This window comes from Rhodoferax sp. U11-2br, from assembly GCF_018619435.1.
Classification (GTDB): domain Bacteria; phylum Pseudomonadota; class Gammaproteobacteria; order Burkholderiales; family Burkholderiaceae_C; genus Rhodoferax.
In genome coordinates this window covers 36,577-63,381 of sequence record NZ_JAHFZF010000008.1, presented here as the reverse complement: position 1 = coordinate 63,381, position 26,805 = coordinate 36,577, and the positions used below count along the sequence as shown (strand labels likewise).

The 26,805-nt window shown below is 57.6% G+C and carries 26 protein-coding genes; 20 read left to right on the top strand and 6 right to left on the bottom strand.

Annotated features, from left to right (window positions below):
* The first annotated feature begins 3 nt into the window (after window positions 1–3).
* The 4 genes from KKO72_RS07405 (at window position 4) to KKO72_RS07390 (ending at window position 3,474) form a co-directional block, all read left to right on the top strand.
* Complete coding sequence (locus KKO72_RS07405; protein WP_214936938.1) at window positions 4–1,380, top strand: adenylosuccinate synthase; 1,377 nt, start codon at window positions 4–6, stop codon at window positions 1,378–1,380.
* A 100-nt stretch (window positions 1,381–1,480) separates the two neighbouring features.
* Entirely contained in the window at window positions 1,481–2,005 is a 525-nt protein-coding gene (locus tag KKO72_RS07400; RefSeq protein ID WP_078365653.1) for a phosphoribosyltransferase, read from the top strand.
* 50 nt (window positions 2,006–2,055) lie between these two features.
* Window positions 2,056–3,261: a PLP-dependent transferase gene (locus KKO72_RS07395; RefSeq protein ID WP_214936936.1), complete on the top strand. Its 1,206-nt coding sequence runs from the start codon at window positions 2,056–2,058 to the stop codon at window positions 3,259–3,261.
* Between the two features lie 42 nt (window positions 3,262–3,303).
* Window positions 3,304–3,474, top strand: a complete 171-nt coding sequence (locus tag KKO72_RS07390; protein WP_214936934.1) for a hypothetical protein — start codon at window positions 3,304–3,306, stop codon at window positions 3,472–3,474.
* Window positions 3,475–3,717: 243 nt separating this feature from the next.
* Here the strand turns inward: KKO72_RS07390 and KKO72_RS07385 are convergent, their stop codons facing one another.
* Window positions 3,718–4,293, bottom strand: coding sequence for an arylesterase (locus tag KKO72_RS07385; protein ID WP_251140516.1), 576 nt, complete (start codon window positions 4,291–4,293; stop codon window positions 3,718–3,720).
* A 106-nt stretch (window positions 4,294–4,399) separates the two neighbouring features.
* Here KKO72_RS07385 and KKO72_RS07380 point away from each other — a divergent pair, with 106 nt between their 5' ends.
* The 4 genes from KKO72_RS07380 to KKO72_RS07365 all read left to right on the top strand — a co-directional run bounded on the left by KKO72_RS07380 (window position 4,400) and on the right by KKO72_RS07365 (window position 7,618).
* Window positions 4,400–5,086 carry an ABC transporter ATP-binding protein gene (locus KKO72_RS07380; protein ID WP_214936930.1) on the top strand — a complete coding sequence of 229 codons (687 nt, stop codon included), beginning with the start codon at window positions 4,400–4,402 and terminating at the stop codon, window positions 5,084–5,086.
* Between the two features lie 212 nt (window positions 5,087–5,298).
* Window positions 5,299–5,511, top strand: coding sequence for a hypothetical protein (locus tag KKO72_RS07375; RefSeq protein ID WP_214936928.1), 213 nt, complete (start codon window positions 5,299–5,301; stop codon window positions 5,509–5,511).
* 113 nt (window positions 5,512–5,624) lie between these two features.
* Complete coding sequence (locus KKO72_RS07370; protein ID WP_214936926.1) at window positions 5,625–6,302, top strand: response regulator; 678 nt, start codon at window positions 5,625–5,627, stop codon at window positions 6,300–6,302.
* On the top strand, window positions 6,290–7,618 hold the full coding sequence (locus tag KKO72_RS07365) for a HAMP domain-containing sensor histidine kinase (RefSeq protein WP_214936924.1): 1,329 nt from the start codon (window positions 6,290–6,292) through the stop codon (window positions 7,616–7,618). Before KKO72_RS07370 ends, KKO72_RS07365 begins: the two co-directional genes overlap by 13 nt.
* On the opposite strand, the gene KKO72_RS07360 is transcribed toward KKO72_RS07365, so the two are convergent.
* Window positions 7,594–8,523 carry a folate-binding protein YgfZ gene (locus KKO72_RS07360; RefSeq protein ID WP_214936922.1) on the bottom strand — a complete coding sequence of 310 codons (930 nt, stop codon included), beginning with the start codon at window positions 8,521–8,523 and terminating at the stop codon, window positions 7,594–7,596. The two genes, KKO72_RS07365 and KKO72_RS07360, sit on opposite strands and share 25 nt — an antisense overlap.
* 47 nt (window positions 8,524–8,570) lie before the next feature.
* Here KKO72_RS07360 and mltG point away from each other — a divergent pair, with 47 nt between their 5' ends.
* The 12 genes from mltG to KKO72_RS07300 all read left to right on the top strand — a co-directional run bounded on the left by mltG (window position 8,571) and on the right by KKO72_RS07300 (window position 23,133).
* Complete coding sequence (mltG, locus tag KKO72_RS07355; protein ID WP_371736841.1) at window positions 8,571–9,554, top strand: endolytic transglycosylase MltG; 984 nt, start codon at window positions 8,571–8,573, stop codon at window positions 9,552–9,554.
* Window positions 9,555–9,576: 22 nt separating this feature from the next.
* Complete coding sequence (tmk, locus tag KKO72_RS07350; RefSeq protein ID WP_214936920.1) at window positions 9,577–10,224, top strand: dTMP kinase; 648 nt, start codon at window positions 9,577–9,579, stop codon at window positions 10,222–10,224.
* Window positions 10,221–11,234: a DNA polymerase III subunit delta' gene (locus tag KKO72_RS07345; protein WP_214936919.1), complete on the top strand. Its 1,014-nt coding sequence runs from the start codon at window positions 10,221–10,223 to the stop codon at window positions 11,232–11,234. The genes tmk and KKO72_RS07345 overlap by 4 nt, the downstream gene beginning before the upstream one ends.
* On the top strand, window positions 11,231–11,602 hold the full coding sequence (locus tag KKO72_RS07340) for a PilZ domain-containing protein (protein WP_214936917.1): 372 nt from the start codon (window positions 11,231–11,233) through the stop codon (window positions 11,600–11,602). The genes KKO72_RS07345 and KKO72_RS07340 overlap by 4 nt, the downstream gene beginning before the upstream one ends.
* A 52-nt stretch (window positions 11,603–11,654) precedes the next feature.
* Complete coding sequence (locus tag KKO72_RS07335) at window positions 11,655–12,452, top strand: TatD family hydrolase (protein WP_214936915.1); 798 nt, start codon at window positions 11,655–11,657, stop codon at window positions 12,450–12,452.
* Window positions 12,449–13,129, top strand: coding sequence for an ankyrin repeat domain-containing protein (locus KKO72_RS07330; RefSeq protein WP_214936913.1), 681 nt, complete (start codon window positions 12,449–12,451; stop codon window positions 13,127–13,129). Before KKO72_RS07335 ends, KKO72_RS07330 begins: the two co-directional genes overlap by 4 nt.
* Before the next feature lie 302 nt (window positions 13,130–13,431).
* Window positions 13,432–15,342 (top strand): hypothetical protein, encoded by a 1,911-nt coding sequence (locus KKO72_RS07325; protein ID WP_214936911.1) that lies wholly within the window; start codon window positions 13,432–13,434, stop codon window positions 15,340–15,342.
* Between the two features lie 59 nt (window positions 15,343–15,401).
* Window positions 15,402–16,370, top strand: a complete 969-nt coding sequence (locus tag KKO72_RS07320; RefSeq protein WP_371736845.1) for an ATP-binding protein — start codon at window positions 15,402–15,404, stop codon at window positions 16,368–16,370.
* Window positions 16,367–18,370: a hypothetical protein gene (locus tag KKO72_RS07315; protein WP_214936907.1), complete on the top strand. Its 2,004-nt coding sequence runs from the start codon at window positions 16,367–16,369 to the stop codon at window positions 18,368–18,370. The genes KKO72_RS07320 and KKO72_RS07315 overlap by 4 nt, the downstream gene beginning before the upstream one ends.
* Window positions 18,371–18,551: 181 nt before the next feature.
* The gene (gene lexA / locus KKO72_RS07310; RefSeq protein WP_214936905.1) at window positions 18,552–19,184 is read left to right on the top strand and encodes a transcriptional repressor LexA; all 633 of its coding nucleotides are present in this window, start codon (window positions 18,552–18,554) and stop codon (window positions 19,182–19,184) included.
* A gap of 2 nt (window positions 19,185–19,186) precedes the next feature.
* A complete protein-coding gene (locus tag KKO72_RS07305) occupies window positions 19,187–22,408 on the top strand; it encodes an N-6 DNA methylase (protein WP_214936903.1) in 3,222 nt (1,073 codons plus the stop codon).
* The gene (locus KKO72_RS07300; protein ID WP_214936901.1) at window positions 22,405–23,133 is read left to right on the top strand and encodes a hypothetical protein; all 729 of its coding nucleotides are present in this window, start codon (window positions 22,405–22,407) and stop codon (window positions 23,131–23,133) included. Before KKO72_RS07305 ends, KKO72_RS07300 begins: the two co-directional genes overlap by 4 nt.
* A gap of 768 nt (window positions 23,134–23,901) precedes the next feature.
* Here KKO72_RS07300 and KKO72_RS07295 read toward each other — a convergent pair.
* The 4 genes from KKO72_RS07295 to KKO72_RS07280 form a co-directional block, all read right to left on the bottom strand.
* Window positions 23,902–24,885, bottom strand: a complete 984-nt coding sequence (locus KKO72_RS07295; RefSeq protein ID WP_214936899.1) for a DUF4158 domain-containing protein — start codon at window positions 24,883–24,885, stop codon at window positions 23,902–23,904.
* Between the two features lie 230 nt (window positions 24,886–25,115).
* Window positions 25,116–25,271 carry a hypothetical protein gene (locus KKO72_RS07290; RefSeq protein WP_214936897.1) on the bottom strand — a complete coding sequence of 52 codons (156 nt, stop codon included), beginning with the start codon at window positions 25,269–25,271 and terminating at the stop codon, window positions 25,116–25,118.
* Window positions 25,272–25,291: 20 nt separating this feature from the next.
* On the bottom strand, window positions 25,292–25,621 hold the full coding sequence (locus tag KKO72_RS07285) for a ferredoxin (protein ID WP_214936895.1): 330 nt from the start codon (window positions 25,619–25,621) through the stop codon (window positions 25,292–25,294).
* A gap of 205 nt (window positions 25,622–25,826) precedes the next feature.
* Window positions 25,827–26,801 (bottom strand): DMT family transporter, encoded by a 975-nt coding sequence (locus KKO72_RS07280; protein WP_214936893.1) that lies wholly within the window; start codon window positions 26,799–26,801, stop codon window positions 25,827–25,829.
* Between the last annotated feature and the right edge of the window lie 4 nt (window positions 26,802–26,805).

Below are 26,805 nucleotides of genomic sequence, written 5' to 3'. Positions count from 1 at the left end.
AACATGACTGCAATCAAAGGACGTAATGTGGTGGTCGTCGGCACCCAGTGGGGCGACGAGGGCAAAGGCAAACTGGTGGACTGGCTCACCGAAAGCGCCCAGGGCGTGGTGCGGTTCCAGGGCGGCCACAACGCTGGCCACACGCTGGTGATCAATGGCATCAAGACCGCCTTGCACCTGATTCCCAGCGGCATCATGCGCCCGGGCATCAAGTGTTACATCGGCAACGGTGTGGTGCTGTCGGCGGCCAAGCTGTTTGAAGAAATTGCCGGGCTGGAGAAAGTCGGTGTGGAACTGCGCTCCCGTCTGCGCGTCAGCGAAGCCTGCCCGCTGATCCTGCCGTTCCACGCAGCCCTCGACGTGGCCCGTGAGGCCGCACGCGAGCAGGGTGGGGTGGAGAAGATCGGCACCACCGGCCGCGGCATTGGCCCAGCTTATGAGGACAAGATCGCCCGCCGTGCCCTGCGTGTGCAGGATATGAAGTTTCCCGAGCGTTTTGCCCGCAAACTGCGTGAACTGCTGGACCTGCACAACCATGTGTTGACCACCTACTTGAATTCACGCAGCTTCGACTTCGGCCCGGTGCTGTCTCCGTACATGAAAGACGGCGAGGTGCAGTTCCAGCCGGTGTATGACGAAGCGATGCGCCACGCCGAATTGCTTCGGCCGATGATGGCTGACGTGTCGCGCGAGCTCAACGACGCCCACCTCAATGGTGAAAACCTGCTGTTTGAGGGTGCCCAAGGCACGCTGCTGGACATCGATCATGGCACTTACCCGTTCGTGACATCGAGCAACTGCGTGGCGGGCAACGCCGCAGCCGGTTCAGGTGTGGGCCCGGGCATGCTGCATTACGTGCTGGGCATCACCAAGGCGTATTGCACCCGTGTGGGTGGCGGCCCGTTCCCGACCGAGCTGGACTGGGAAGTGGAGGGCACACCGGGTTACCACATGAGCACCGTGGGTGCTGAAAAAGGCGTGACCACCGGACGTAGCCGCCGTTGCGGCTGGTTTGATGCAGCGCTGCTCAAACGTTCGGCCCAGGTCAATGGCCTGACCGGCCTGTGTATCACCAAACTCGACGTGCTCGATGGCCTCAAAGAGTTGAAGCTCTGCACTGGCTACATGCTTGACGGTGAACTCACCGACATCCTGCCGATGGGCGCTGATGACATCGCCCGCTGCGAGCCGGTCTATGAAACCCTGGAAGGCTGGAGCGACAGCACCGTGGGCGTGACCCAGTACGACCAGTTGCCCACCGCCGCGCGGCTGTACCTGCAGCGAATCGAGCAGGTCACCGGTGTGCCGATCCACGTGGTTTCAACCAGCCCGGACCGCGACCACACCATCATGATGCGTCACCCGTTCTTGGCGGATTGAACGGTCAGTCGTTGATCACCAAATTTTTAGTTTATATAAGTAATCGGCCTCTGGCCCTTATATCTGTTGCGTAAGCAGCTATTTTTACAGGAGCAAATCCATGTTGACAGAAGACGGCAAACACCTGTATGTGAGCTACGACGAGTACAACAATCTGATCGAAAAACTCGCCATCAAGGTGTTTCAGTCGGGCTGGCAGTTTGACACCATCCTGTGCCTGGCACGCGGTGGCATGCGCCCGGGCGACGTGCTGTCGCGTGTGTTTGACAAACCGCTGGCCATCATGTCCACCAGTTCCTACCGATCCGAAGCCGGCACGGTGCAGGGCAAGCTCGACATCGCGCACTACATCACCACGCCGAAGGGCCAGATTGCCGGCAAGGTCTTGCTGGTGGACGACCTGGCCGACTCCGGCCACACCCTGAACAAGGTGATCGAAGAGCTCAAGAACAACTACAAACCGATCACCGAGCTGCGCAGCGCGGTGATCTGGACCAAGGCGATCTCGATCTTCACGCCCGACTACTGTGTGGACTACCTGCCGACCAATCCGTGGATCCACCAGCCCTTCGAAGGCTACGACAACATGCGCCCTGAACAGCTCATCCAGAAGTGGAGCGTTTGATCACAATCCATTGATTGGTAAGCGTTTTTGGGTTTTATAGCACCACGCACATGACTGTCTCCAGCACCGATCTGATCCACCACGCCTATGTGCCTCCCGCAGGTTTTGCGGCACCCCAGCCGGGTGTGTTCAAGGCCTCGACGGTGTTTTTCCCCAATGTGGCAGCGATGCGGCACTTTGAGTGGAAAGACAAATCCGCCTACACCTACGGTTTACATGGCACGCCCACCAGCTACATGCTGGAAGAACGGCTGTGTACGCTGGAAGGCGGCCAGCAGTGCCTCTTGGTGCCCAGCGGCTTGGCGGCGATTGCAACGGTTTCGCTGGCCTTGTTGAAATCAGGCGACGAGGTGCTGATCCCCGACAACGCCTATGGCCCCAGCAAGGCGCTGGCTGAAGGTGAACTCAAACATTGGGGCATCAGCCACCGTTACTTTGACCCGATGCAGCCGCAAGACCTGGCGGCCAAGATCGGCCCCCAGACTCGGCTGGTCTGGCTTGAAGCTGCGGGCTCGGTTACCTTGGAGTTTCCTGACCTGATCGCCCAAGTGCGCATCTGCAAAGCGGCTGGCGTGTTGTGCGCGCTGGACAACACCTGGGGCGCCGGTCTGGCGTTTGCACCGTTTGATCTGCAACCTGGCAGCATGCCCGCGCTCGGCGTTGATATCTCCGCACACGCCCTGACCAAATACCCCAGTGGCGGCGGTGATGTGCTGATGGGCAGTGTCGTCACCCGCGACGACAGCTTGCACATGAAGCTCAAGCTGTGCCACATGCGCTTGGGGTTGGGTGTTGGTGCCAATGATGTGGAAGCTGTGCTGCGCTCCCTGCCCAGCTTGCTGCTGCGTTACAAGGCGCATGACGAAGCCACCCGCACTTTGGCACAGTGGGCCCAGACTCGCCCCGAATTCGCCCAGGTGTTGCATCCGGCGCTGCCGTCATCACCGGGCCATGCACACTGGCAAGCGCTGTGCACCCCCGGTTGGGGCGGTGCGGCTGGGCTGTTCAGCGTGTTGTTCAAGCCTGAATACAGCCAGGCCCAGGTCGACGCGTTTTGTGACGCGCTGGCCCTGTTCAAGATTGGTTACAGCTGGGGTGGCCCGATCAGCCTGGTGGTGCCTTACGACCTGGCCAGCATGCGTGGTGGCTGGCCGGCACACCTGGCGCACGGCACCTTGGTTCGGTTTTCCATCGGCCTCGAAGTGGTGGCAGATTTGCAGGCCGATCTGGCGCAGGCCTTGCATCGGCTGGTGTGAGGCCTGCAGTTAAAATCGGGCCTTCAACACTGAAAGACTACATTGGCAACACCAAATTACGGCTACGAGAAGCGTCAGAAAGAACTGGCCAAGAAGAAGAAAAAAGAAGAAAAGCTGAAGGAAAAAGCACAGCGCAAGGCCGGTGACCCGCTGCCCGAGGATGACATGGGTGCGCCATCCACACCCAATGACGCGTCTGGCCAACCCGGTTGACAGGGCCCTAGGCCCATCAGTCTGATGGCAGAGTCAGACTGCTCAAATTGGTCATAGCCCTTATGGAACAACCCTTCGGCGCTATGGTTATTGGGTTTCCAAACTGTACAAAATTGCGCTGCATCGATTGCAGCTAGGTCGGGTGTCATGCAGGTGGAGCATGATCTTGCACCACCTGTCCTGAACGTACCTGCGCCATTCAGCCCGCCCCCACAATCGGACCGCGCGAATCGCCTTGCAGGCTCATCGCAGTGTCTTTTTGAACTCAGGCCAGATGTTGGCCAGGATGATCGGGTGCGCCGCCTCGACCGGGTGGATGCGGTCTGCCTGGAACCACTTCAGGCTGTCAGGCACATCGGCCACCCCTTTGAGCATGAACGGCACCAGAGCGACCTTGTTGGCTTTGGCCACCTGCGTATACATCCGCGCAAAACGCTCGCCATAGTCACGCCCGTAGTTGGGTGGTACCTGGATGCCCACCAGCAACACCTTGGCCCCGGTGGCCTGCACCGACTGGACCATGGCATTCAGGTTGTCCTGCGTCAGGGCCAGCGGCAGCCCCTGCAAGGCGTCATTGGCGCCAAGCTCAATCACCACCAGCTTGGGCTGGTGCTTGGCCAGCAGCGCACGCAGGCGTGCGCGCCCGCCGCTGGTGGTGTCACCGCTGATGCTGGCGTTGACCACATTGGCAGGCATCTTTTCGCTGGCCAGTTTTTTCTCCAGCAAGGCCACCCAGCCGCTGCCACGTTTGAGGCCGTATTCGGCACTCAGCGAGTCACCCAGCACCACGATGGTGGGTCCTGCGGGTGGTGAGCTCATGGTTTGGCCCTGTGCTGCGCCGCTGTTAATCCCTGCCAAAGCCAGTGCACTGGCCAACGCGATACAGTGACGACGATTCAAGTTGATCACATTCAAAAAAAGCCCCATGTCAGATTGCATTATCTCGGTCGACCACGTGTTCAAGTCTGTCACGGACTCCACCGGCACACTCGACATTCTGCGTGATATCGATTTTCAGCTGAACCAGAGGGAAACAGTGGCCATTGTCGGCGCCTCCGGCTCTGGCAAAAGCACGCTGCTCTCCATCATTGCCGGCCTCGATGTGCCCAGCCAAGGCACGGTCCACCTGGCAGGCCAGGATATGTTTGCCATGGACGAGGACGCCCGCGCCGCACTGCGTGCCCAGAAAGTGGGTTTTGTGTTCCAAAGCTTTCAGCTATTGGGCAACCTGACCGCGTTAGAGAACGTGATGCTGCCGCTGGAACTGGCCAAACACCGCAACGCTCGCCAGACCGCCACCGAGCTGTTGGCACGGGTTGGCTTGTCACAGCGCCTGGGGCATTACCCCAAGGTGCTCTCGGGGGGGGAACAACAGCGGGTGGCGCTGGCCCGCGCCTTTGTGGTGCAACCGGCGGTGTTGCTGGCGGATGAACCCACGGGTAGTCTGGACTTCGCCACCGGCGAGACGGTGATGGAGCTGATGCTGACCCTGAACCGCGAGCTTGGCACCACCCTGGTCTTGGTGACCCATGACAAGGCGCTGGCGGCACGTTGCCAGCGGGTGATCACGATCGAGGCGGGTCGGGTCCATCTGGACGCTGAATCTGCTTAGTTTTGGTCTCCAGCCCTTGTGTATAAAGGGCTAATTGCTATGACTATTGAGTAGTCTCTTGTGGTCTAGCGGGGTGTGGCATGGTCATGACCCAGCTTAAGTCTCGTCTAAGCCAAGCCTAAGGACAGGCTAAGTTGCGGGTTCTACAGTTCTCCCCAGTTGGTGAGCTACCAACACCTGAGTAAACAACCTCAACCTGTCAAGGAAGCATCATGAAATCAAGTTTTTCCGCTTTGTGCCTCGCTGCTGGTCTTCTGGGCGCCAGCCTGTCTTTTGCCGCCACCCCGGCTGCACCCGCCGCGCCTGCAGCACCGGCTGCCACCGCAACCGCCGCCCAACCTGCAGCGGTGACGCCACCGGCCAAGAAGGTCGTGAAAAAACACGCCGCCAAGAAGGCTGTCAAGAAGGAAGCTGTCGCCAGCTAAACAGCTTGACCTGAGGTGGCCTATCCGCCCCACAACAAAGCCGCGCTTTTGCGCGGCTTTGTCGCGTGTGGGCGTGCTAAGCTGAAAATCACTTCTTTGTTCTGGAAAAACCGATGCGTGTGTTGCTGGTAGAAGACGACCCTCTGATTGGTGAAGCGGTGCGTGTGGGGCTGCACCGCCTGGGCATCACGATTGACTGGGTGCGCGACGGCGACCTGGGCCTGCAATGCGCCCGCAGTGAACCCTTTGATGCGGTGGTGCTGGACCTGGGCCTGCCCAAGCGCGACGGCATGCAGGTGCTGCGCGATCTGCGCAGCGGTGGCCATGGCCTGCCGATCCTGATCGTGACCGCCCGGGACGCTTTGAGTGAACGTGTGGCGGGGCTGGACGCGGGGGCCGATGACTACATCCTCAAACCTTTTGAAATCGACGAGCTGGCCGCGCGCCTGCGCTCAGCCATCCGCAGCCGATCCGGTCGGGCCGACCCGGTGCTGCGTAGCGGCACGCTGGCCTTGCACCCGGACAGCAAACTGGTCACCCAAGATGGCACGGTTGTGAGCCTGTCTGCGCGTGAATTTGCCTTGCTGGAGTTGTTGATGCGCCGCCCGGGCATGCCGATGTCACGCGCCCAGCTCGAAGAACGCCTGCTGGGTTGGGGCGAAGAGGTGGCCAGCAACGCGCTGGAGGTCAATATCCACAACCTGCGCCGCAAGCTGGGCGCCCAGTGCATCCTCAACATCCGCGGCGTAGGCTACTTTGTTCCGCGCGACGAACCCGCATGTTCTCGTTAGAAAAACGCCTCAAAGTCCGTCTGCTGCTGGGCATGTTGCTGGTGGGCTTGGTGCTGGGCCTGGTGGTGCGTATGCAGGTCCACCGTCAGCAGGGCGACATGCTGGACTACCAGTTGGAGCAGGTGGCGCGCGCCTTGATCCTGAGCGACCTGCAGGGCACCGAGCAGACCTGGGACGATGACCCGGCCTTGCACCTGGATGTGCAGGTATGGGATGCCTTTGGTACCTTGCTGTACCGCTCCAGCGAGCAGATCGACGTGGATCTGGACACACCACCGGGCCTGTCCTTGGTGCGCAGTGGTCACCAGGCGGACGCGGTGACGCTGAAAGTGTTCACCATCAGCAACGGCCAGCGCACGGTGCAGGTGATGCACGCCAAGTCCCTGCGTGACGAGTTGCGCTGGAACGCGGTGCTGGAAGTGCTGCTGCCGTCAATGCTGGTGGTGCTGGTGGGGGCGTGGCTGGTGAACTTCACCCTCAGGCGAGGTTTGGCGCCGATCCGCCAGCTTGACGATGAGCTGAGCCGGCGCGATGCCAATTCGCTGGCACCGTTGGAGATCCCCGAGGCGCCGACCGAACTAGCCAGCGTGGTGGACACCCTCAACCGTCTGCTGCAGCAACTCGATGCCAGCTTGAAAGCCCACAAACGCTTCATTGCCAATGCCGCACACGAACTGCGCACGCCGATCACCGCGATCAGCCTGGAGGTGGACAACCTGCTAGGCAGCCAGGACCCGGCCCAGATGCGCCAGGCAGCCAGCCGCCTCAAGCTGGGCGCACAACGCACCCAGCATCTGCTGCAGCAGATGCTGACCCTGGCCCGCCTGGAAGCCCGTGTCAAACCCCGGCCCAGCGTGGCGGTTGATCTGCAATCACTGGCTCAGGACGCGATGGTGGGGCTGTCCACCCTGGCCAGTCAGCGCAGCATCGAGTTTGCGCTGGACAGTCACGGTGCCACGTTGGTTCAGGCGGACGCGGACGATGTGCGGCTGCTGCTGGACAACCTGCTGGGCAATGCGCTGAAATTTTCACCGCCGGATGCGGTGGTCGAGGTCAGCCTGCGAGGTGATGAGCAAGGTGTGACCCTGCTGGTGCGTGACCACGGCCCGGGCATCGCACCGGAGCTGCGTGCACGCATGTTGCTGCCGTTTGTGCGGGTCAACGCCGCCGTGGACGGCGCGGGCCTGGGTCTGGCGATTGTGCTGGAGGTGGTGCAAAAGCACGGGGCCAGCCTGGTGTTGGAAGACCCGGCTTCTGGGCCGGGCTTGTTGGTGCGGGTGGCTTTCCCGGCTCAGATGTCGGCCAGCAAAGGGTAGGGCGGCGCTGCCAGGGTCAACGTCGGCCCGTCCACCGTGCCCAGACGCACACCACCGGCCTCAAAGGCACTGATCTGCATCGACACGATGGCATCAAAACCACCGACAGGTGCAGGCGCGGCTTGCGCCACGGTGCCGCAGGGCTGACCTTCGTCGGTCGGCAAAAATACCTCGTCACCAGCCTTGAGCGGCGCCTCTGCATGGGCCAGGTAAGCGCGGCGTTTGAGCGTGCCACGGAACTGGCTGCGCGCCACCACCTCCTGGCCGGGGTAACAGCCTTTTTTGAAGTTCACACCACCAACCGACTCGTAGTTGAGCATCTGCGGCACAAAGGCTTCAAAAATCGGCTGACTCGCGGTGACGATGCCGCTGCGCACCTCGCTCCAGTCCCACAGTGCCTCCGACAAGGCCTGGCCTGCGGGTGCTGGCTGGGCCACAGGGGCCACCCACAAGGCACGCGGAACACCGTCGGCGGGGTACAGATTGACCAGAGATGCCTCGTTCAAATCGGTCTTGGCCCAGGTGTTGTCTGGGTAGTTTGCTATGTGTGACGTAGCACTCTGCAGTGCGGAGCCCGCCAGGCCATAGAGCGCAAAGTCCTCACTGGCATCGGTCAGTTTGACCTTGGCCCGCAGGATGAACATCGACAGGCGCTTGAGGGTGGTCGCCAGCAGATCACGGCTGCACACCAGCAGAATGTCGCTGTTGCTGCGTTTGAAGCCGATGAAACTGGCCTGCACACGCCCTTTGGCGTTGCAAAAGGCCGCCAGCCGGGCCTGGTTCTGACCCAGCAGCACAAAGTCGTGGGTGAACTGGCCATGCAGAAATTTGGCAGCATCTTCGCCCTGTGCACGTATCAGCCCTGAATGTGTCAGCCGGGCCACGCCGTCAAGTTGTTGTTGCATGCCGCGCATTATGATGCGGTGTTCAATGTGGGGAAGGCAGCGGGGTTGTGCAGCGACTAATCGGTTTCGTAGTGATGGTGATTCTGGGCGCAGCAGGCCTGGGGGTGTGGTGGATCAACCAGCCGCTGGCCTTGCGCGCGCCCGTGGTGGACTTGTCGATCGAGCCCGGTACCAGTGCGCGTGGTGTGGCGCAGGACGCGGTGGATGCCGGTGTGGCCACCTCGCCGCAACTGCTGTACTGGTGGTTTCGCCTGTCTGGTGAATCGCGCCAGATCAAGGCCGGCAGCTACGAGTTGCAGGGTGAAGTCAGCCCGCGCAGCTTGTTGTCCAAGCTGGTGCGTGGTGAAGAAGCCCTGCGTGCGGTGACCCTGGTGGAGGGCCTGAGCTTCAAACAATTCCGCCAAGCACTCCAGAAAGCAGAGCAGCTGACCCAGGATACACAAGGGCTAGGGGCCGATGTGATCATGCAAAAGCTGGAGCGTCCGGGTCTCGCGCCCGAGGGGCGTTTTTACCCCGACACCTACACCTACACCAAGGGCAGCAGTGACCTGGCGGTGCTCAAGCGCGCGTTGCACGCGATGGACAAACACCTGGCGTCCGCCTGGCAAACCCGTTCGAGCAACTCACCCCTCAAAAGCCCGGACGAGTTGTTGACCCTGGCCAGCATCATCGAGAAAGAAACCGGCCTGGCCAGCGACCGGCCAATGATTGCCTCGGTCTTCACCAACCGCCTGCGCATCGGCATGATGTTGCAGACCGACCCCACCGTGATTTACGGTCTGGGTGACAAATTTGACGGCAACCTGCGCCGCCGTGACCTGCTGGCCGACACCCCCTGGAACACCTACACCCGTGCTGGCCTGCCACCCACACCGATTGCCATGCCCGGCAAGGCGGCGCTGCTGGCGGCCGCGCAACCCGCCACCAGCAAGGCGCTGTACTTTGTCGCCAAGGGCGACGGCAGCAGCCAGTTCAGCGACACCCTCGACGCGCACAACCGCGCGGTGGCCAAATACCAGCTTGGGCGCTAGACCGCGCCAACACTCTTTTTTCATGACACATCACGGACTGTTCATCACTTTTGAAGGCATCGACGGCGCAGGCAAGTCGACCCACATCGACGCTTTGGCGCGCGCGTTTGAGGCGCAGGGCAGGGTGGTCACCTTGACACGTGAGCCAGGTGGCACCCCATTGGCTGAAAAATTGCGCACCCTGATCCTCAACGACCCCATGGACGCACTGACCGAGGCGCTGCTGGTGTTTGCCGCGCGGCGCGACCATTTGCAGCAACGCATTGAGCCTGCCCTGGCGCGCGGCGAGGTGGTCATCAGCGATCGCTTCACCGACGCCACCTTCGCCTACCAGGGGGGGGGGCGCGGCTACGACTGGAAAACACTCTTGAATCTGGAGCAGATGATCCAGACCACACAAGGGCCTAAGGGCATTTTTCTGCGTCAACCCGATGTCACACTGTGGTTTGAGCTGGACCCCGAGATTGCCGCCCAACGCCTAGCCGGAGCCCGTGTGCCCGACAAGTTCGAGTCACAGAACGCCGCTTTTTTCAAACGTGTGAGCGATGGCTATGCCCAGCGCCTGCAGGCCGACCCGCAGCGTTTTGCCCGCATCAACGCCGACCAGGCACGTGAGGCTGTCTGGCAAGAAGTGCGGCAAGTGATGCAACACCAAGGCTGGCTGGCATGACGTCTGCAGACCAGACAACACCCAGCCAGACCGTGGCCCCCTGGATCACGGCCCAATTACACAGCCTGCTGACGCAGCGTGGCCACGCCTGGCTGCTGGCCGGACCCTCGGGTCTGGGCCAATACGAGTTGGCACTGGCCTTGGTACGTGCCTGGCTGTGTGACCAAGCCGGGCCAGCTGGTGCCTGTGGCGTGTGCGCCAGCTGCCATGCCATCGATGTGCATGCCCATGCCGACCTCTGTGTGTTGTGCCCTGAGACCGTGCTGCTGGACATGGGCTGGCCGCTCGGAGAAAAAGCACAGTCCGAGATTGACAGCAAAAAACGCAAGCCCAGCAAAGAGATCCGCGTGGAGGCCATGCGCGACGCGGTGGAGTTTGCACAACGCACCAGCGCCCGTGGCCGGGGCAAGGCGGTGCTGGTGTTTCCGGCCGAACGCATGAACGTGTTCACCGCCAATGCCTTGCTCAAGACCCTGGAGGAGCCTGTCGGGGATGTGAAATTTGTGCTGGCCACCGACGCTGCCCACCTGCTGCTGCCCACCATCCGCAGCCGCTGCCTGGGCCACACCATGGTCTGGCCCAATCACGACACCGCCCTGCGCTGGCTGCAGGCCCAGGGTGTGCCTGCGCCCCAGGCCACCGTGATGTTGCGGGCCTCGGGTGGCCGCCCAGCCGATGCCTTGTTGATGGCCCCGGTGAGTGATCGCTGGCGGCTTCTGCCCAAAGCGGTGTTGCGCGGAGAGGTGGCGGTGTTCAAGGACTGGACAGGGGCGCAGACGGTCGATGCGCTGCACAAGTTGTGCCACGACCTGCTGGCACTCAAAAGTGGTGCCCAACCGCGTTATTTTGAGGTGGCTGACCTGCCCACATCGGGTTCCTGGCACAGCCTGAGCGACTGGGCCAAGTCGCTGGCACAGACCCGCCGCACGGTGGAGCATCCGTTTAACCCCGGGCTGATGCAGGAAGCACTGGTCAGCCAAGCGCAATTGGCTCTAAACTCCAAACCATGAACGCCACCACCACCCTTGCTCCGGGCACACCACGTCCCAGTGTGATCCAGCTGGCCATCAAGGAAAAGTCTGCGCTGTACGCGGCCTACATTCCGCTGTTCACCGAGGGCGGCATGTTCATTCCCACCACCCGCGACTATGTGTTGGGCGACGCGGTGTATGTGCTGATTTCCCTTCCTGACGAACCACAGCGTTACCCGATTGCAGGCAAAGTCGCCTGGGTGACACCGTCCAAGGCGGCCTACAACCGCACCCAGGGCGTTGGTATCCGCTTTCCCAAAGACGACAACGCACAAGCCCTCAAACTCAAGATCGAAGAGATTTTGGGTGCCCAACTGGCCTCTGACCGCCAGACACAAACCATCTGAGCTGTCTGCCCCAGGTTGTGGGCAGCTCCGACCTTGACCGATTGACAGACGCATGTTCACGGATTCCCATTGCCATTTGAATTCCCCCGAGCTGGTGTCAAACCTGCCGACCATCCTGCAGGCCATGTCAGACGCCCAGGTGACGCGTGCGCTGTGTATAAGCACCACACTCGAAGAGTTTCCTAACGTGCACCAACTGGCCCTGCAACACCCCCATCTGTGGGCGACCGTGGGGGTCCATCCGGACAACGAAGGTGTTCAAGAACCCTCTCTGGACGACCTGATCCATTTGGGCAACTTGTCGCGCGTGGTGGGCATCGGGGAAACCGGGCTGGACTATTACCGACTGAACGGTCGCACGCAGGCCGACATGCACTGGCAACGCGAACGGTTTCGTCTGCACATTCGCGCCGCGCGCCAATTGCACAAACCCCTGGTCATCCACACACGCAGCTCATCCGATGACACGTTGGCCATCCTGCGAGAGGAGGGCGAAGACGGCTCGGCGGGTAGCGCGGGTGGTGTGTTTCACTGTTTTACCGAGGACTGGGACGTGGCCAAGGCGGCACTCGACCTGGGTTTTTACATCTCGTTTTCAGGCATCCTGACGTTCAAGAGTGCACAGAGCATCCGTGATGTGGCGGCCAAGGTGCCGCTGGATCGTTTGTTGATCGAGACCGACAGCCCGTACCTGGCCCCCGTGCCGTACCGCGGCAAAACCAACAACCCGTCTTATGTACCTTATGTGGCGCAGCAACTGGCGCAGGTGTGTGGTGTCACAACAGACGAGATCGCCAAGCTGACCAGCCGGAACTTTGAGCAACTCTTTACCGGAGTGATCGCCGCATGAGTACCCACATTTCAAACATCAGAAGCTACTTTAAAAAAATAGTTTATTTATTTGTTTTTATTGGATTTTCATCGGTTCAAGCAGGTTCGTACGACGACTTTTTTACCGCCGTCAGGCAAGACGATGCGGGTACGGTCACGGCCTTGTTGCAAAGAGGGTTTGACCCCAACACGGTGGACCCCAAAGGTCGGGCTGGGCTGATCCTGGCCATCCAAGCAGAATCGCTGAAGGTGGCCGAGGCGCTGATCCGTTGGCCCAGCACCAAGGTCGAAGTGCGCAATGCCGCTGACGAGAGCCCGCTGATGCTGACAGCCCTGGCAGGCGATGTGCGGATGTGCCGGATGCTGATCGAGAAGGATGCCGACGTCAACAAAACCGGCTGGACACCCTTGCATTACGCCGCCACCCATGGGCATCTCGAAGTGATGAACCTGCTGCTTGAAGAAAACGCGTACATCGATGCAGGCTCACCCAATGGCAGCACACCGCTGATGATGGCCGCACGTTACGGCACGCCGGAGGCCGTCAAGTTGCTGCTGGAAGCTGGCGCAGACCCGTCATTGGTCAACGAGCTTGGCTTGAGCGCACTGGACTTTGCCACCCAGGCCAGTCGAACAGATTCGGCACAATTGCTCTCAAACTTCGTGCGCCGCAGTCAATCCAAGGGAACATGGTGATTGCCGCAAGTCCTGCGCCCGCTCACACAAGTAAAAATGATGCTATCCAGCACAGCCCGCTAAGAGGTAACAGGGCATATTGACTGGTTGAAAAGTAATGCCATTTTTACAAGAACAATTGACGCTAAGTACACAATTCAAGTAAATTTGACGCTAACTGTTCGTTTCGGAAGGGTCCTATGGCCATATCGACTCGGGTTGGATCACGTTCTGCTAGTCAATTGCCAGCTACAGCGCAACACATTGACACGAAGACCTGGGTGCGAGTCGACCCCGATGCGTTGCCTGCGAAGGAGCGCGGCATGTTCATGCTGCGGCGGCGAAGTATTGAGCTGTACCTGAGCGGCGCATCTGCAGCGGAGGTTCGACGAGAAACCGGGATGTCTCGCTCAAACGTTTACCGACTGATCGTTGAACGTTGCTTGGCGCCACATGACGACGGGTGTCTCTACGGCTGGCGTGGAGCTCTGCCTTTTCTGCGCATCGCGGAGTATCGACGAAAGACCAAGCCTCGTGTCGGCGAAGACGGCGCCGGAACGGCTGGATCCTTGCAATGGATTTTTGCATCTCCTGAAGGTCGTAGCCTAGAGCAGCGTTTCCGTGCGCGGATCCTGGAAAGCGCACGCGGACTACAAGGGCCCGGCAAGCGAAAGCAGCCAATATTTCGTTGGTTGATCGACCAACTTCGTGAACTTGGTTACGAACAGCGCGGCGAGTGGCCCTTCAACGTGGAAAAGTTGGGCTACGTCACGATTGTCGCCTACATTGACCGCGTCTTGGAAGAAAACCCAGCCCGCCAGCGCTTGCTGCTTGGTGGCGAAGAAGCCCGTCGCAAATCGATTGCAGGAGATGGCGTCAATCGACCGCCAATGAAGCCCTTCGACCGGGTTGAATGTGACGCGCACAAGCTGGACGCGCGGATGGTCGTTGCGATCCCGTCGCCCCACGGCGGGGTCGAGATGCGCAAAATTCACCGCATTTGGGTCATCGTGTTAATTGAAGTGGTAAGCCGAGCTGTGCTGGGATATCACCTTAGCTTGCGCCGTGAATGCGGGGCTGAGGATGTATTGCGTGCAGTCAAACACGCGTTGTCAGTCTGGGCGCCACCTAGGATCAGTTTTAGTGACATCGCTTACACAGAGGGCGCAGGAATGCCGTCTAATGTGGCTCCCCATCTTAGCGGTGTCTGCTGGAATGAGTTCAGTGTTGATGGAGCGCTTGCCAACATTTGTGACCGCGTCGAAAACACGCTGAAGGAGGTTGTGGATTGCCGAATCTTGAAACCGCAGGATGACCAAAGCTACACCAGCAGACGCAGCAAAGACGACCGCCCGTATATTGAGGCATTCTTTGAACACTTGGCAAAGGGTGGTTTTCACCGACTGGCACCTACCACTGGCAGTAAACCTGCCGACAAGCGTGGCTCTGACCCGACAGCGATTGCAGAGGCGACTGGTTTTCAAGTGGAGTATGCCGAAGAGTTACTGGCTGCGTTGATCGCAAATTACAACGCAACGCCGCATTCTGGACTGGGTTACCGCTCGCCGCTGTCGCAGTTGCAATTCCTGGTCCCGCCTGACACTGCGGTCAGGCGAGCTGATCCTGACGCCGTACGCCGCATGGTAGGCGTGCGCCGCCTGTGCACGGTGTTGGGAGGTGTCGAAACCGGTAGGCGGCCGTATTTCAATTTCGCTACTGCACGCTATTCCGCCGAATGGTTGGCATTGCGAACCGATTTGGTCGGCAAGAATTGCTGGCTTCAAATCGAAGACGAAGACGATGCGCGGTTTGCCACGGTGTCAGACAGCAAGGGACTGTTCCTAGGTGTTGTGCGGGCTGCACCTCCTTGGCATCGGACGCCCCACAGCCTGTTCATCCGGCAGTCGATTCGAGCACTAGAAAGGCGCAGATTGCTGCACCTGACTACACAATGCGACGCCGTGGAAGAGTTGATACGGTTTGCTGAAGTCAATGGCGGCAAACTGCCTGTACATCCTGCCTATCTGAATGTACGTCGCATTCTTGCGGCCCAATTACATGAGGAACAACATGCTGCCACCGAACCCGTTGCCGCGGTAGATAGCGATATGGCGTCGCCCAACGACGGGCGCAACGAGTTTGCCACCAAGGCCGTAGCTTCCGGAACGTCTTTAGCCAAAAGCGAGTCGGGGCCAAGGCCAGCGCGCAACTTGCCGAAGGCAAAGACATGGTGACTGGACTTCAGTCTCCAGCCCCACTGGTGCCGCCCCACGTCCCCCGGGACCACCCTTTGGTGACACGCGACTATTCACTGTATACGCCACCCATACAACGGATGGTAGACCAGTTGGCATTCTGGATCGACAATCAAGTAGAGGGCGCCACTATCTATGGACCTTCGCGTTATGGAAAATCCAGCGCAGTGGATCACTGGGTTCAGACGCTCTTGAGCGAACGTTTTCAAAATACGCTGCCAATGGTAGTCTGGAGTCACACCGACGCCGGTGGAGCGAATTCGGTTGGACGTTTCTACGCTAGTCTGCTTCACGCGAGCAAACATCCGTTGGCAAAAGCCACGCGCAGCCCTCTGAGCCGCCAGCATATGCTGCTGGAACGTTGGTATTCACTGGCGCGTCGAGGAGGCGGGCGGTTTCTGATCCTCATCATTGACGAAGCTCAAGGCATGACGCAGCGCGAATGGTTGTGGCTGGTAGAGCTGCACAGCCTGTTGGAAAAAGAAAACCTGCGCCTGTGCGTATTCTCGATTGCATCGCTGCAGTTCTTTGATGAGCCTATGGCACTGGCCATGGTGGGTGGTGCACACGTTGCTGCACGCTTCATGCTTTCTAGTGAGCGCTTTCATGGTATTGCTGGCCTAGATGAGCTTGCCTGCGTAATGGCAGGCTACGACGAAGGGACGGAATGGCCAGCTCAGTCAGGCCTGTCATTCACCGCAGGTGTCGCAACACAAGCGTGGGCCGCTGGCTTTCGACTCGAAAGCCACGTGCAGGCGTTACACGCCGCTTTAGTGGCTGGAATACCGCCAAATTACCCAGGTCCACTTGAATTTCCGATGAAAACCATCGCGCACTGCTGTCGGCACATTTTGTTGCGCATCGCAGGTGGCGCTGATTGGCGCGACGTGACTTCCCCAGAAAGCTTGTCACAGATTGTGACGGAGAGCGGGCATCGCCAGTTGTTGGCATTGGTTACTGCTACGGCGCATTTGGTTAGGCGGTCAGCGAACAGCAACAAGTCATGAAACCATTGACCTGGTACCCCGGCACCATTCTGCCGTATACATCAATGTGGCACACCTTGTTGCGCGCGACCTGGTTGAATGATTTGCGGTCAGGAGATATTCGGCAGTTATACATGTCCAAAGCGTCTACCGGGAAGGATTGCGCTGTTCGCGAAGCGAAAATCCTTGCCTTGGCTCTCGGAGAGTCAAGGCAAGCGTTATCGAAGTTTGCGATGCTGGAGCAGTTCCCTCCCGCTGTGAGTCGCTCCTGTATGGTGGCGCAGCTTCGCTGGTGCCCGGCATGCATAGCGTCAGGGTTTCATACCCTTTTAGGCAACATCAGGCTGATATCACGGTGTCCCATCCATGCCCAACCTCTCATCGAAGAGTGTCCGAAATGCCATGAAAAATTCAAGATGAGGCTGACCGGACTGACCATAGTCCAGCGGCAGTGTCGATGCGGTTACACCAAGTTTGTAACTGCACAGGAAGCCAGACAACCAAGTATGCAGGTTGCGGAAACAGCAGCTTGGATTCCAGTGGCGCAATGGGTAAAACACCTAGACTGCGTGCGATATTCACCTTCGTTCGAGCGACTGTTGCCAGCACACATTCAACTCGCACTCACTGCACGGTGGTGCCACGATAACGCGATCAACTATCCAGCTTGCTTTGACGCCGAACCTGTGTTTTGGCGGGACGCAGGTGAAGCCAAGTGCTGGTCAGTTTATAGAGCAGCGAGCGGCTGCCTGCAGGAAGTTAAACCGGTGATCAAACAGAACGTGGAGCCGACATGGCCTGAATCGGATCAATGTACTGTATATAAATCTATGGGGCGTCATCTGCGTCGACATGGATTGGCAAATCCCGACCGGCTGATCAAAATACTAATGCGCACGTTCGATCCGGCCGCTTTTGCGAAGACGATGGCTAAACGTGCGAAGGCACGCGTCGCATTTGCAGAAATGCTGTGGACACGTCAGTTGGAGCCTAGGGCAATAACCCGGCGTTGGCCAAATCGACCAGCAGAACAGGCACTCGATTTTGCTACACCATCCATGCAAAAGACCCGAATTGAGTTGCTTGACAGCGTGGGGAGCACTTTTATCCCTGGAGGTCTTTCCATCACCGGTCCAGCACTTCGCTGGGTTATCCAGCATGCGACCGCACTAGAGGCTCGACAAGCCTGGGCGAGAGCGATACGGCAAACTGATCGCTCGATTGCCCAGGGTTGGGCCGACTGGGTTATTAACGACGAAAGCAATGGAAGCTCCGCTTTTGCCGATTGTGTTGTTTGGTTCTGTCGTCCGAAGGGGAAATGTACTGAGTTCGTTGGGTATATTCGGAATGCAGGTACCACTCGGTTCACCCCGGGCATGACCATGAAACAGCAACGCTGTGAAGCTTGGGCCAACGCTCGGCACGAATGCAAGAATAGATTGGATGACCTAGCTGAAGCGCTTTGTCTGAACTGGAGTCAACACGACGGTTGGCAGGTCGAGAATGGAGCCCATCCCTCAGATGAGGATGTGCGCGAGGTGGCGCTTCTGCATACCGGACAGCCTACCCATTGCTGGATTTTCAAGAGCGGTGATCTGTTTGTTGCACGCGTGGTCAACGGCCTCGTCCAGGCCAAGGGACCTACTGCCAGAGATGCGTTGTGCGGTCTTCGCCGAGCGGTCATTCACTATCGACAGACCTATGATGCCAACCACGCAAAACGAATGGCAAACCCAGAGGTGATGCAGACGGTTCCGCCAACCTTGATCGGTGCGACACGCTGTGCCCAATGGCACGTTATGCAGGCGCGCGGGCAAGGAACCGAACGTTTTTGGTCAACATCACTCATTGCTCGTGAAATGGGGATGTGGGGTATTGCCGAAAGCAAGGCTAACGGAGAAGAAGTGTGCGGGTTGCCCCCAATGCAAACTGAGGTAATAAAGATGTTTGACGCGCAAGCATTGAAGCTGGATGTATCCAGTTGGCACAGGACACGGGGAACTCGCACCCCGAAGCAATAGTGGAATTCCGCCGATCCTCACCGCTTTACAAGGCTAGGCGCTGTCTCTGATTCTGCAGGCCGATCCCCTACCCATACCAGCGTTGCCCGCACTCATCTGTCGATAGCTCGATTTATCAGTGAAATCTGGCCAATCTTTAATTGGCAGGAGTACCATATGCCGTTACGGTATTATTGTTCAGATGGCGATATCCCTCACAACCACCCAAGACAAGGTTCTTGCTTTCGTAAAGCAAGCATCAGCACAGAGCGGGTTGCCCCCTACTATTAGAGAGGTCGCACAGCATTTTGGCTGGTCGAGCACGTCAACTGCCCAACAACACCTCACGGCACTCCAGAAAAAGGGCCGACTTGCCCGCACCCCAGGAAGCCCCCGATCGCTTCGAGTGACCGGACCGATGCGAGCCGACAGTTCGGCTCAGACTGTCGCAGTACCTCTGGTTGGACGAATCGCAGCAGGATTGCCAATTTTTGCAATGGAAGAAGCCGAGGAAGTTCTGCTACTTCCTCGGGCGTTGTTTCAAGGGAACAGCCTTTTTGCCCTTCATGTGAAGGGGGATAGCATGATCAATGCTGGTATTTTCGATAGCGACATTGCCGTCCTCCGGTCTGGCCCGGAGTTCTCCGATGGAGATATTGCCGCCGTTGTACTGGATGAGGACGCCACGCTAAAGCGAGTCTTCAAGACGAAACTCGGGTTGCGCCTACAGGCAGAGAACCCAGCCTACCCAGACCGACTCGTTGACTCGGAGCAAATAGAAAAATCTTTCCGACTGGCTGGTGTGCTGGTTGGCACCATTCGCTGCTTCACCTGACCATGTCGACTCAACTTTCAAATAGAGATCAACGCTTGGCCGAATCGGTTAGTGTTTTCGGTTGCCCGAGCATTGTCTCGCTCCGAGATAACCAGAAGCAGTTGCCGGATCATGTTTCATACCTAGACTTGCTCTCTGATCAGGTGCAACGGGAAGCGGGTCGGCTGCCTGATGCCGTAGCGGAGTTCCAAGGCAAGCCGGTCATGTATTTGATAGATGCAGCATCAGGTGAACCCGATTTCGCAGAGCGCGTCAACCTGCAGCAGCGACTGGCAAACCGTGGAGACCATGCGGTTCTGGCGATTGTGCGGCCAGGAGAGTTGGTTCTTTACCCACTCAATTTGGATCGGAAGACTCTGAACGATAACGGCCTTGGGACGACAGTTCGAATCGCCGATCCGCGTGCACCATTTCTTTTTCACCAGATCGCCACCGGCACACTGACAGAACTGAAAGGTCAGCCTAAAGCCTCTGACCCGGTCTTCGAAGAAATTAGTAGCCTGCTGGATAAGGCGGTGACCGAGCTGGTACTCATTAAAAAATTGGATGGCCTTGCGGTTCTTTCCATGACGGGGCGGGCGCTGTTCTTCCGCTTCCTTGTTGATCGACGGATCGTGACGGATGATCTGATCAATGAGATATGCCCAGCGGCTAAAGGTGATCCGAAAGCTCACCGCCTGCAGCGGGTTTTTTCCACACCCGCTAGAGCCGCGCAGACTTCAAACTGGCTGGACGTCACATTCAACGGCGATCTTCTGCCACTCATTGATCCGCTGCCGCTAGATGCATCGGAAGCGAAGCGAACGAAGGCTTATGCCGATGTTTACAAGAACGCTGGCGATCAATCCGATAATTGCATCTTCCTGCACCTGGAAGCTATTCTTCGCGGTTGGGAAAATGTGGAGGGTATCCTGCAGCAGCAGCTGACGGGCATTGACTGGCACCAACTCAATTTCCGCCACATTCCGATTGGTGTGCTCAGTCAGGTATATGAGAACTTCAGTCACCGGGTAGATGAAATGGACTCCAAGGCCCGCTCGGTGCATTACACGCCGCGCACCTTGGCCAAATTGCTTGTGGATGAAGCGCTAGCCGGCTTAGAAACACCAGCCCATCAAGCAAAGATTCTCGACCCCACTTGTGGCGCGGGTGTGTTTTTGGTGCTCTCCTTGAGGGAACTGGTTCGCCACCGTTGGGCTGCTGATAGGGAGCGCCTGGGAAACAACGTTCGCCGCCCGAGCAAGCAAGTCATCGAAAGTATTCTGCACAATCAGATTCGCGGATTTGACGTGAGTGAGTCGGCCCTCCGGTTAGCCGCCCTGGGCCTATATATCACGGTCATCGAACTGAACGAGATTACTACGCCGCCCTCTGCCCATCATGCGACCAAGGCACTGCAAGGGCTGGTTCTGTTCGATCAACGCACCGCAAGAGAACGCACGCAGACTGGTTTCGTTTTAGGCAGCTTGGGCGAGGCAGTGGACAGCAAAAATTTCAATGGTGGCTTTGATGTGGTTGTGGGGAATCCGCCTTGGAGCGTCTTGAAGAAGGCAAAAACCGAGAGGAAAGAGGATTTCATGCTACGCAAGGCACTGCTGGATGAAGCGGGTACTGAAACTGCCCGCCGTGTTCTCAAAGCCCGTGGTTTGCATGAGGTGGCGGCCGCTTATCGCAACCCGGGAGGTGTGCCAGATTTACCATTCCTTTGGCGGGCTGCTGAATGGGCTAGGCCAGGCGGCATTGTGGCGTTTGCGATAGATGCTCGATTTGTCCTCAAACAAACCCCTACGGGCATCAGCGCGAGAAACGCGTGGTTCCAGGCCATGCAGGTGTCGGGCATTCTGAACGGGTCAGATTTAGAGAAAACGCCTGTTTGGGGAGGGCATGATCAGCCGTGGATTTTGCTTTGGAGCAAGAATGCAAAGCCTGATCTGGAAACACAGGCGTTTCATCTCGCAACCCCCGTGCGAGAGGATGAGCTCGCTCGGCGTGGTGAGTTTCGGCTAGATTACCAATCCGCCTATCAAATCACCGCACAGTCTGTTCTAGACACTCCGTGGCTCTGCAAAGCGCTTGCTATCGGCAGCATCTTGGATGTCCAGGTAATGGAGAAGCTCTGTCGGATTGCGAAAAAGCAATCGATTGGGAGTTTTTGGCAATCCGATGACCCAGCGAGTTGCCGTGGATTGGACATTGAGCCCTTCAAGCCTCGCCAGTGTCCTGAGTGGCTGATTGATCTGGAGGTTTTTGATGGCGAAGAGCCAGACCTGCTCAACAACGGGACCTATCCGACCTACCGTGAACGGCATGGAGATCAAGAACCTTACCGTACATACGAAGAAACCAACTTTCGGAGTCCTGTTATCTGCATCCGCCGTGGACCTGGTGAAACGCGTGACAGCTCTAAGTCTCATCGTCTCCCTCAGCGGAAGATGGCGTTCTCAAAGAATTTTTTTGGGTACACGGCTTATTGGCATAAAGATCCCGATCTCTTGTGTGCGCTGCTGCATGTCATCGCTCATAGCCAACTATTCCAGCATTTCAGTTTCATGCGAAGCGGTCAAATGGGTGCTCGAAAGCGCATCTTGGACAAGTCAGACATCGACTCCTTCCCGTTCCCCAACATCGACAAACTGACTAAGGAGCAACGGGAAGAAGCAGGGCGTCTTGCCAACATGCTTGATGCCCAAGTAAGTACGTTCAACCAGGGCGAGAAGAACTGGGATGCTCTTGATACGTTTGTCGGCGGTTTGTTTGACCTATCTAAAGCAGAGCGACAAGTGGTGACTGACACCGTCACCTTCAATGGTCCCTACGCCGTGGTGCGTGAGCAAGCCATGCGCTCCGTGCCACCAGATGAAGCAGCAACCTTCGTCCGTACGTTGGAGCAGGCCATTCAGCCATTCTTCAAGGCGGTGGGACAGAAAGTCAAGGCCGGGCTCGTGCCCCGGTTGGAGGGGGATTGGCAACAACCCTGGGCTTTTGTCACGCTACTCTTGGATGGCGACACATGGGCGCCCTCAGAAAAGCTCATCGCCAGCATCGTCGGTGAAGCGAGCGCCAGTGCCGCCACTCGCTTGGTGATGCCTCTGCCCGAGGGCGGTTTGATCATCGGGTTGCTCAACAAACGCCGGTTCTGGACCCGAAGCCGTGCCCATCTTTGCGCCTTGCACATCGCCGAGGAACATCTTAAGCAGTGCTTTCCCTTGCCCACTCGCAAATGAGCCCAGGTTTCTTTACCAGTGCCAGCACCCGCACCTACCGTGTACCGCATCCACGACTTCAGGAGCGATGGATCGCCGCCGTTCATCTGGCACTGGTGCGGGCTTTTGCGCTGATCCGGTCTGATGGTCGTGATTTGGCAAACGCAGATGAAGACGACATCACATTTTGGTTGGAGGACATTCTAGAGAACCGGCTGATGTGTGACGACAGCAACGATCTTGATCTCAGTTTCATTCGCAGCGTGACTCGTGAGAGCGCCACAGCCAATCATGACGAGAAAAGTAAGGGTAGAAAGCCTGATCTAGTCTTCCGCCTTCAGCGGGAGCTTTGTCAAACCCATAATCGGGTGCAAGATTCTCTTTTCGCCGAATGCAAGCCCGTAGGCCGTAAGCATCCAATGCATGCTCATTACTGTGCTGTGGGAAAGAAGACTTCAGGAATCGAACGCTTTGTGATCGGGGCGTATGCATCGGCCATGGAGCAGGGCATCATGATCGGCTATGCACGGGATAAATTCTGCATCACCCGCCATCTTGCCGAGTCACTTGCGGCACCAAAAAACCGAGTCGGTCTTGGTGAGCCTTCCGCTTTGTCATGTGTAATCGAGGCAAAAAGCCAACATTGCCCAGGCCTCTACCTCAGCACCCACCAGCGCATCTTTTCATGGCCGGACGGCACAGCGGCCACTCCTATCGACATCTACCACTCATGGCATGACTGTTGAGGTATGCCTGGGCATCCGCATCAGTTTCTCCAGGGGCTGATGACATGCCACTCGTCAGGATCAAATGGTAAGGTGTCGACACGCCAAGCCGCTGCTTCCGCCCGGATTCTTTTTGCCGGTAGAGGTAATCTCTGTTTCAGTGCCAATCGATGCAAACACTCTTTCGGTCTTTGAGCATGGCTGCTGAACGATTCAGCTAACTTGTTGCATCGACTGGTTGAATACAAGACCCTGAGTGGTCACTATCGCGGAACCGAAGCAGCCGTTCACGTTGCCGACCCAGGTGCACGGCCGGTCCCGAGCTTCGCCAGTTTGGCTTCCAGCCATGTGACATCGCAGTCCAGGCCCGCTCGGAAATCGCACTGCGCCTACAGGCTGGTCGGCAGGTCCATCACCTGGACGCCAAAGGCAAGCTTGACCATACCAATGGTGCTCTTTCGATTAACCCGAAACGGCAAACTTACGCGTGGCACAAGCCGAACTATTTCTGCCATGCATCCGATGGATGTGTAACATAGCCAATATGTTGAATAAAAATCCTCCCTATCTGGATAGCAATTCGCTGTACACGGCTGTGTTCGAGGAGCTAGTCGGTAAAGATTGGTCCGTCACTGCCCCTGTCAGCATTGACGAACTTGGTATCGCGGTGGGTGCCCATCTTGGGGTTAGGCGTAGCCGGAACGAGGATCGTTTTGCGGTCGCACGAGTTCGCGCGTACAACGAAGAAGTTTATACACTCGCTTTAGTCTGTGACGGCGTAGGAGGTTCTCAGTCGGGTGATATGGCCGCGACTATTGCGGTGGCAAGTATTCTTGACGAATTAGGGTCTTTAAGGGCTCGACCTACGCTGACAAGTTTGGCGATAGGCCTTGTCAAAGGTGCAGATGACAGTATTAGAGCGACTTTAAAGGGTAAGGGAATGAGCAAGACAGCCAGTGCATAGCGTTTTATTGGCTTGAGTGCCATCATCTCGCGAACATTCAGCGCTCTGGCTTCGAGCACGAACTGTGTCCGCTTGGAGACCGGGATATCCTCGGGCTTGGGCAGGCCGTCGGCCAATTTGCGGACGGCTTCAATATGCGTCAGAAAGCTCACAACCTCCCGAACATTGGGTTGTTTGGGCTCGCGTTTGAACTGTTCCCATTGGCTGCGCCCTGCCTGCGTAATGAACAGACGATCAATTTGCCCAAGTTGCTTATCATTCAGTGTGGACGTGATTTGGCGTTGAATGTCATCGTTTACCTTGGTTCTGGCTCGGTTTGCAGCGCGCGACAACGTCACAAAGCCTGGCAACTCGTAGCGGTGGTGGAGCAACTCCTCCAGAAGTACATTGATGATGTCCGGCAACTCCTGTTTGGTCTTGGCCGCCTTGGATGCTTGCTCATTGAGCCAAGCCTGCCCCTCAGAACCCAAAGTGCGAACCCCAACATAGTTGCGCAGCAAGCGCTGGTGGATCGACTTGCTGCCAGACGAATCGTAGCTCCGCAATGAATGGGGCTGGAATTCCGGAATGCGCAGGTGCTTGCAGACATGCGCAATGATGTTCCTGGGGACATTGGCGAGCGCTATGAAATAGCCTAGTCGCTGCAGCACCTTGAGCTGGATGACGATCAATGCCTGGGTCGTGGTCCTGCTGTATTTGTAAGCAATGAAGCCAAGCTCCTGCTGCGTCGGCGTAAAAAAAGCGAGCAGCTCTTTCTCAACAATCTCCGAACTCAGTTGGGGGTAGGCCGTTTCGTTGATGCTGCTCATCGGACTTGATATCTGATTGGCCTGTTACATGGGAGGCGTTACGGCTCAGCTGTGGCCTGAGTGGGTTGGGCGCCTGACCTATTCCTAATTGACGTTGTAACTGGTATGGTTGGCGCCGGGTCTGGACGTAATGCTAGTTTTTGCATCAAGTATGTAGTGCCCCCAATCTAACCGACGAGAGGTTATTCATATGGGGCTTTTGGAGCCCAACTTGGTTAGCCGCATGAATTTCAATTGTCTTTACCCAGGTACGAAGCGTAGCGCAGCACGATGGCCACACCGATCTCTCCCATGATGTCGTTGCCCCGGTGAACCGACCTGACCACCTCGATCATGGTGGCTTCGGCTCCGTCCCCTGCCAGGAAGCGCGCTTCAGAAGCCACCACGATAAAGCTGCGTCCCAATGCTACTTCTGAAATTGAAAGGACTCGTCAATGCGCAAGCGCTCAACGAATCGCCCGTTTATCAAGTGCTCGTTGACAATCTCGTCAATATCAATGGCGTCTATGTAGGTGTACCACACGGCTTCGGGATAAACCACAATAACAGGGCCATCTTGGCACCTTGCGAGGCAACCAGCACGGTTGACGCGCACCCTTTTGGCATATTCCGGTGCTGCCTCAGTGAGCCGCTTCTTTGCATAGGCGCACAGATCTGTTGCACCGTGGTGGTTGCAGGCGGCGCCGTTTTCTCGATGGTTTGTGCAAAAGAACACATGTCTTTCATAAATGCTCATTGCTGTTCCTCCTTGATTTCAAGCTCTAAATTGCATCTAGGGCAATGCTGAATAAGCACCCAAATTTTGAAAACGACATCTGTAAGCCATTGATTTATAAGAAACCATTTTCCGCAACAACCACTTATTCAGCGCAGCCCTAGTCGTCTGACCAGCGGGAGTGCCTCATTTCTTACCGGGACAAAGAAGCAAATGCGCATGCGTTTTAATCTTCCATGATTAGCTTTGACTCCTTCGTGCGTTCGATAGGTGTCCACTGGATAAGCACAATTCCGCTCAACAAAATTGCTGCGCCGAGCATCCCTAACCACGTCATTCGCTCATGCAGCAAGATCACGGCCAACACCGTCGCTACCAATGGCTCTAGCAGGCTTGCTATTGCACCACCAACTGCCCCGGTACCTCTGATACCTATGAGAAATAGTGTTTGCGCGAGAGCTGTCGGTACTGCCGCAACATATAGCAACATGGCCCACCCGCTGACAGAATAGGTAAGTTGCAGTCCTTCATAGAGCCCAAAGGGAAGCAATGCGAGTGCGCCAAACGCGAAACTGATACCACCCGCATGCATAGGGCTACAGACTCCAACCGCAGATCGTGCAGCAAGGACGTAGAACGCTTGGCAAACGCCACACGCAATGGCGATTGCAACTCCCATCCAGAATCGGCTGGTATCCGAATTGATCTCGGTTGGTAGGCCAACGAGTAATACAGTCCCAACGATTGAAACGACCAGCGCGATGATCGTTTGCGCCTTGAGTCGCTCACCTAAAGCTAGTACTGAAATCAGAGCGACGAAGATGGGGGCTCCACAAATGCTAATTAGCACGGAGATGGCTACACCGACTCGCTCGATGGCCATCACGTATGTCAGTTGGTAAAACGCCATGGCGAGCCCAAGTACGATCAGCACAACCAGGCTACGGGGTGCCAACGGAGTTAGCCACGTACCCACGTGCAAACGGGCTATCACAAGAAAGAACGGAACGGACAACGCAAGGCGAAGAAAGCTGATCGAAACAGCATTTGCTCCGTCCGACGATGTGCCCAACGCGTGAAATATTACGCCAGTGGTCCCCCATAGAGTTGCAGCGATCAGAACTGATACCCAACCCTCTCTCGTCGCTCTGGCGACAGCATGTTCACCGGACAGGCGCTGATTCAAATTGTTGGGCTTCATGTTG

Coding starts and splice junctions, on each gene's coding strand:
- KKO72_RS07300 (WP_214936901.1), top strand. CDS start 22,405: ATGAGCCCAGGTTTCTTTACCAGTGCCAGCACCCGCACCTACCGTGTA.
- KKO72_RS07395 (WP_214936936.1), top strand. CDS start 2,056: ATGACTGTCTCCAGCACCGATCTGATCCACCACGCCTATGTGCCTCCC.
- KKO72_RS07345 (WP_214936919.1), top strand. CDS start 10,221: ATGACGTCTGCAGACCAGACAACACCCAGCCAGACCGTGGCCCCCTGG.
- tmk (WP_214936920.1), top strand. CDS start 9,577: ATGACACATCACGGACTGTTCATCACTTTTGAAGGCATCGACGGCGCA.
- KKO72_RS07285 (WP_214936895.1), bottom strand. CDS start 25,621: ATGAGCATTTATGAAAGACATGTGTTCTTTTGCACAAACCATCGAGAA.
- KKO72_RS07325 (WP_214936911.1), top strand. CDS start 13,432: ATGTTCATGCTGCGGCGGCGAAGTATTGAGCTGTACCTGAGCGGCGCA.
- KKO72_RS07315 (WP_214936907.1), top strand. CDS start 16,367: ATGAAACCATTGACCTGGTACCCCGGCACCATTCTGCCGTATACATCA.
- KKO72_RS07335 (WP_214936915.1), top strand. CDS start 11,655: ATGTTCACGGATTCCCATTGCCATTTGAATTCCCCCGAGCTGGTGTCA.
- KKO72_RS07305 (WP_214936903.1), top strand. CDS start 19,187: ATGTCGACTCAACTTTCAAATAGAGATCAACGCTTGGCCGAATCGGTT.
- KKO72_RS07375 (WP_214936928.1), top strand. CDS start 5,299: ATGAAATCAAGTTTTTCCGCTTTGTGCCTCGCTGCTGGTCTTCTGGGC.
- lexA (WP_214936905.1), top strand. CDS start 18,552: ATGGCGATATCCCTCACAACCACCCAAGACAAGGTTCTTGCTTTCGTA.
- KKO72_RS07295 (WP_214936899.1), bottom strand. CDS start 24,885: ATGAGCAGCATCAACGAAACGGCCTACCCCCAACTGAGTTCGGAGATT.
- KKO72_RS07370 (WP_214936926.1), top strand. CDS start 5,625: ATGCGTGTGTTGCTGGTAGAAGACGACCCTCTGATTGGTGAAGCGGTG.
- KKO72_RS07340 (WP_214936917.1), top strand. CDS start 11,231: ATGAACGCCACCACCACCCTTGCTCCGGGCACACCACGTCCCAGTGTG.
- KKO72_RS07400 (WP_078365653.1), top strand. CDS start 1,481: ATGTTGACAGAAGACGGCAAACACCTGTATGTGAGCTACGACGAGTAC.
- KKO72_RS07365 (WP_214936924.1), top strand. CDS start 6,290: ATGTTCTCGTTAGAAAAACGCCTCAAAGTCCGTCTGCTGCTGGGCATG.
- KKO72_RS07360 (WP_214936922.1), bottom strand. CDS start 8,523: ATGCAACAACAACTTGACGGCGTGGCCCGGCTGACACATTCAGGGCTG.
- KKO72_RS07380 (WP_214936930.1), top strand. CDS start 4,400: ATGTCAGATTGCATTATCTCGGTCGACCACGTGTTCAAGTCTGTCACG.
- KKO72_RS07330 (WP_214936913.1), top strand. CDS start 12,449: ATGAGTACCCACATTTCAAACATCAGAAGCTACTTTAAAAAAATAGTT.
- KKO72_RS07385 (WP_251140516.1), bottom strand. CDS start 4,293: ATGAGCTCACCACCCGCAGGACCCACCATCGTGGTGCTGGGTGACTCG.
- KKO72_RS07405 (WP_214936938.1), top strand. CDS start 4: ATGACTGCAATCAAAGGACGTAATGTGGTGGTCGTCGGCACCCAGTGG.
- KKO72_RS07280 (WP_214936893.1), bottom strand. CDS start 26,801: ATGAAGCCCAACAATTTGAATCAGCGCCTGTCCGGTGAACATGCTGTC.